Source organism: Methylobacter sp., from assembly GCF_023227905.1.
Lineage (GTDB): Bacteria > Pseudomonadota > Gammaproteobacteria > Methylococcales > Methylomonadaceae > Methylobacter_A.
On sequence record NZ_JALOCF010000097.1, the window covers coordinates 1 to 5,297 of the forward strand.

Sequence of the window (5,297 nt, forward strand, 5' to 3'; positions counted from 1 at the left end):
GCGGTCATAACCTTATCGAACTTGCCGGAATCAAGCTCAAGTGCTCCGTTTTTATTCGTTTTAATGCCGATTTCTGCTAACGTTGAAAATCCTGCGACGCCTTGCGTCGGATTTGATAAGGTCTGACGAATCTGGTTTTGCACACCCCTTAAGGTTGCATCACCCAATAAGGGACCGCCCTGCCTGGTTTTGGCATCATAACTGGACAAGCTGCTCATTGTGCTGGCTAGTGAATTATAGGCTTTAATAAAATCATTAACTTTTGACTTGGCCGACTCTTTATCCAGCTCAATACTCAAGGTTTCTGTTTTGAGCGGATCCGCTTTTTTCAGAGAAATGGTTACCCCGGAAATAACATCAGAAAAGCTATTGCTATCCTTTGTTACTTTCTGCCCATCGACATGGATAATGGCGTCCGAAGCCGTCTGAATAGATGTCATACTGGCTGTTGCCAGTCGGGTTAAATCGTTACCGTCCAATGCATCCGTATCGGTTGCGCCTATGGTTATGGCATTTGTGGCGCCGACCTTATCTGAAGTCAGCACTAATTGAGAACCGCTATCAACCTTAATGAGGGTTGCCTTAATGCCAGGGTTGTCAGACGCTTTATTGATGGCATCACGAACACTCGCCAATGTCGTATCGCTGGCAACACTAATATTGAAGCTGCTTGCACCCAAGCCAATGGTTAACGTACCGGCTCCAAGTACTGCCGTTTCGCTACTGAAATCGCCGGAACGCATTTTTGCCGGCTGCGCCAGTTGCTCCACGTTAATAGAAAAACTACTGGCAACTGCAGAACCGTCGGCTGATGCAGTAAATAAATCGGCATTGCTGGATGTGGCTGTGCGCGTCTGAAAGGAAGATGAATATTTCAGACTCTGCACACTGGTCTGAAAAGCGGACAGAGCCCCTTTAAGTGATCCCAAAGCCGATAAATCAGCTTGTAATTCAACTTCTTTACGATTCAGCCGCAAAGTCGTCGGTTGCCCTTCTGCGGCAACCAGTTTTGATACCAGACCTTCTATATCAAGACCTGAACCTAACCCGGCAGATGTAATTGCAGGCATTGCCTGTCCTCCCCTTTAATTAAACCGTTGAGGATAATGTAGAGGCGGATTTATCCGCCCAATGAGCCAAGCCATATGCCGGGTTACGCTATCGCTAACCTGACCTATGCTCTTGAGTTAAAGATATTAAATGCCACGTCATCGCTTTGTTCGGCAAGGCTGCGAGCGAGCCTGAGGGTTTCTTCAGATGGCATTTGCCGGATAATTTTTTCGCTTTTGGCGTCGATAACCTTAACAACCATGGCGCCGCTTTCTTTATCAATACTAAACTGCAAGTTCCGCTGCATACTTTGTACAAAATCATTCAACTGACTGACGGCCTGCTTCAGATCACCCGATTCCTCTGCATCTTTTGCTTTATCGGCAACAGCAATATCTGCGGACACTGATTGCACTTCTGTTTTTTGAGCTGCATCGGCCGCACTTTTAACCAATGAATCGACTGGCTTCTTGACGTTATCTGGCCTCAACGGCGTAATGGCAACAGCTTGATGTTGCAACGTCTTGGTATTAATGTCCATTTTGGCCACCCCTTATTACTGGCAGGAAAAACAGATAGCCGGCGTTGCCGCCGGCTGTCCCCTGTTCCACATTTATCTCAAAAGACTCAAGACACCTTGTGTTGATTGATTAGCCTGGGACAACATCGCAGTACCCGCCTGTTGCAGGACTTGCGCCCGTGACAGGTTGGCTGTTTCCTTGGCAAAGTCGGCATCCTGGATACGGCCGCGTGATGCGGACAAGTTTTCTACTGTGGTTTGTTGATTGGCCACAACCGATGCGAAACGGTTTTGATAGGCACCCAGCGCAGCGCGCGAATTATTGATGCTCGCCAAAGCGCCATCGATAGTATCTAGCGCTTTCAGGGCATTGGTTGCGGTTAGCACATTCATTGTCGCAACGGTGGATACCGCCGCTCCTGGTGTTGCTGTTGTAGTAGCTGCCGTTAATCCTGCACTAGCGACTGCGCCACCACTAACCACGATGTCTGTTGCAGCTTCAAGTTTAACCGTACCGTGAGTAGTAGCGGCTGTTAAGCCAGTATTGGTAACGGTGCCGCCTATTGTTATATCACGGCCATCTGCTGCTGCTAATGTAACAGCACCAGTTGTCGCATTTGCCGACGCGATAACACCGGTTTGGCTGGAAATGGCGTTGATTGAGGCGGCCACGTTTGCACCTTGGCCTACAGCGTCGCCACCCGCAGCAACTGCCCCCACATTGACGCCATTGATGCTGAAAGCATTTGCAGCGATGGCGCCTGAAGCAGCAGGTGCTACACCCGCTATACTGGTTGCCTGAGCAGAAGCGGTAACGCCCGATTGACCAGAAACGGCGTTAATGGCTGCTGCGATGGAATAAGCGCTGGCGGCAGTTTGGCCTGCCGCTCCGCCAGCCGTTGATGCACCGACCTGGATACCGTTCAAGGTCACATCACCGGCATTCAAGGCGGCCGTCGTAGCTGTTCCATCTACACCAGCATAATTTGCTCCCGATACGCCGCCCAGCGCCGAGGTGCGGGCACTGCTGATAGCGGTAATCTGAATGCTGTCGCTTGCGGCATTATTAGCGCCAACCTGGAAGTTTTTGGCTGTAAATGAACCATCCAGCAACTTGGTGCCGTTGAACGCGGAATTTTGCGCTACCCGGTCAATTTCTGTAGACAGCGCCTGCACTTCATTATTAATAGCGGCGCGATCCGAATCGGAATTCGTGGCGTTGGATGCCTGAACGGCCAGCTCGCGCATACGCTGCAAGTTGTTGCCGATTTCGGCTAAGGCGCCTTCAGCGGTTTGCGACAGGGAAATGCCGTCATTGGCGTTGCGGGAAGCCTGTTCATTACCGCGAATTTGCGCGGTAAAGCGTTCGCTAATGGCAAGACCGGCGGCATCATCTTTGGCGCTGTTGATACGCAAACCGGAAGACAACCGTTGCAACGACGTATTCAGCGAACTCTGTGATGTATTCAGGTTACGTTGAGCGTTTAATGATGAAACATTGGTATATACTGTTAGTGCCATGACAACTCTCCTGTTTAGCCCGGATTAATATTTTTTACCGGTCTGTATAAAATCGGGTTCCTTCATCGTTGTGATAATTCCCCCACCTGTCATGGTTATCGACCGGTGTTTTTTAAACTTTAATATTTTTTGTCATGATATTGGGGTGGCTTGGTAGAGGCGCAAAATTTTGCGTTTCTACTGGCTATTTAGTTGGCCAACATAACCTGGTTTCTGCCGCTTTTTTTGGCTTTATACATGGCCTCATCGGCACGCTTGATGAAAGTATCAACCGTATCATTGTCACGCAAGGCGCCCACGCCCAGGCTTGCAGTTATCTTTATGGTTGCCATATCGTAAGCCAGGGTATGAAGCTCAATGGTATTGCGAATGCGTTCCGCCAATAATCCGGCGCCGGCAAGATCGGTATTGCTTAATAAAATTACAAATTCTTCACCGCCATAGCGGAAAACAACATCACTGCAGCGCAGACTTTCCTTGATCCATTTAGCCGCTGCAGTTAGCGTGATATCGCCGCCTTCGTGTCCATACTGATCATTAATGGTTTTAAAGTGGTCAATATCCAGAAAAATAATGGCTAAGCTTTTATTATGACGTACGGCCAGACTCATTTCCCGTTTAACGGAATCATTAAAATAAGTTCTGTTATTGGTTTGAGTAAGCGGGTCGGTATAAGCCATTTTTAAGGCTTGATGATATAAGGTCGCATTTTTCAATGGATAAATCAGACAACAAAGCAAAGTTTCCAGCAACTTGATTTCGGCATCATCGAACTTGCGATTACGCATAAATTTCAATTCACCGAGTTGTTGCTCCTCAACTTTGAGCGCGTAGCTGCAGGAATGTCGTGTAAAAACACCGCTTTTAATTTCCAGTTCAAACTCTGCATTGGTATAAACAAAGGCGCTATGAGGAATCATGCTTTCGATTTTGCTGCTGAAAATCGGGATCAATTTATTAAATTCCAGCGTCGTTTGTAAGGCGCTGCTGATGTCATAATGATTCAGGTTAACAACTTTTGTTGCTTCAAAAGAATTGTTGCTGATAATCGCCAGGCTGGTTGATTTTTTGGTCATAGCGGCTTGTTTCCGTCTTAAAACTTACTATTGAGATACGTTAAGCCAATACTGTGCCAATTCCAAATAAACAATAAAAAACAATATCTTGTTTTTTAGCCATGCGGGTGTTGGAAAATTGGCGCTTATGAAGCGTCAAATAATTGACATTCAATTGGCCAAGACATGTATCACTGGTAGCGTAGCTCAACCATTTTGAGATCGATTTGCTAAAGGAACGAGAATTTATTAAGGAAAGAAAGATGGATTGAAAAATTTAAAAATGCAATAAATCAGTCTGATAGAAATTGACCTGCCAATATCTGCCAGGTGGTTTGCCAATGAAACCACCCTGCCCTGCCTACACTGATACCATTAATCAAATAGCAGCCTGTAAACCTGAAGAAAACATCAAAATAAAGTACATTTATAGTACCTTATAAGCATAAAAATTATATAAAATCGGTACCAAAAGAATACTTAAATTATACCTTTTGTTCCTGCAATTCCTTTGCCATTTTCAGCATCGCGTAACGCATGAAATTGAGCCTGGTTCTGCCGCTTAATTTGCTGGCCGCAACCAGCTGCTCGTATTCGTATTGATTGAAAGGCACTCGCATCGCTTTGTAATCCCGGATGGCATTCTGGTCTAATTCCGGGGCTTTGGGTTTTTCAATTTGGGCGCCGCCTTCCGCTCTCGCGGCAAATGCTTCAATCTGTTCATTGGTCGGTTGTGAGTTGACCAAATTTAATGCACTGGCTTTAGGTTCTCTTCTTTTGACCATTACAGTATTTCCTCTACTAATTTCTTGATTTCCATTTTTGCCTTTGGGTTATCCATTTCCACTACGCCCAGACCCTCGCTCATGGCATCCCGGTAAACTTTACGGTCCCGTATCATGGTGGCAAGCAGTTTGATTTCAGGATAGTCGATCAAACACTCTCTGGCATCCGTTTCTTCATGAATCACCGGATTGGTTGGCGCCATTGTGATCAAGCCGTAAACCTTCAAGTTATGATTGAGATCTTTCGCCTGGATAATGATTTCCTGCATGTTCGGCAAGGTGTCCAAATCAGGCTGCGAGGGTCTGAACGGAACCACAAGAATATGCGCTGCTGTCATGCCTGTTCTTAGCTCCCGGCTATCTCTG

General features: G+C 46.6%; 5 protein-coding genes and 1 pseudogene. All 6 read right to left on the minus strand.

What is annotated here, in order from left to right; all coding sequences use genetic code 11:
- Positions 1-1,070, minus strand: a 1,070-nt coding sequence (gene fliD, locus M0R47_RS21115) for a flagellar filament capping protein FliD (RefSeq protein WP_292558334.1), incomplete at its 3' end; no start/stop codon positions are given.
- Positions 1,071-1,174: 104 nt separating this feature from the next.
- Entirely contained in the window at positions 1,175-1,591 is a 417-nt protein-coding gene (locus M0R47_RS21120; RefSeq protein ID WP_292558335.1) for a flagellar protein FlaG, read from the minus strand.
- A 72-nt stretch (positions 1,592-1,663) separates the two neighbouring features.
- A complete protein-coding gene (locus M0R47_RS21125; protein ID WP_292558336.1) occupies positions 1,664-3,091 on the minus strand; it encodes a flagellin in 1,428 nt (475 codons plus the stop codon).
- Positions 3,092-3,279: 188 nt separating this feature from the next.
- Complete coding sequence (locus M0R47_RS21130) at positions 3,280-4,167, minus strand: GGDEF domain-containing protein (RefSeq protein WP_292558337.1); 888 nt, start codon at positions 4,165-4,167, stop codon at positions 3,280-3,282.
- 464 nt (positions 4,168-4,631) lie between these two features.
- Positions 4,632-4,931 (minus strand): hypothetical protein, encoded by a 300-nt coding sequence (locus M0R47_RS21135; protein WP_292558338.1) that lies wholly within the window; start codon positions 4,929-4,931, stop codon positions 4,632-4,634.
- Positions 4,931-5,297 (minus strand): annotated as a pseudogene (locus tag M0R47_RS21140) (cobyrinic acid ac-diamide synthase); the annotation flags it as partial. The gene M0R47_RS21135 and the pseudogene M0R47_RS21140, both read right to left, overlap by 1 nt.

Bases quoted from the DNA above. Each gene is read 5' to 3' on its own strand.
- M0R47_RS21120 (WP_292558335.1), bottom strand. From the start codon at position 1,591: ATGGACATTAATACCAAGACGTTGCAACATCAAGCTGTTGCCATTACG.
- M0R47_RS21125 (WP_292558336.1), bottom strand. From the start codon at position 3,091: ATGGCACTAACAGTATATACCAATGTTTCATCATTAAACGCTCAACGT.
- M0R47_RS21130 (WP_292558337.1), bottom strand. From the start codon at position 4,167: ATGACCAAAAAATCAACCAGCCTGGCGATTATCAGCAACAATTCTTTT.
- M0R47_RS21135 (WP_292558338.1), bottom strand. From the start codon at position 4,931: ATGGTCAAAAGAAGAGAACCTAAAGCCAGTGCATTAAATTTGGTCAAC.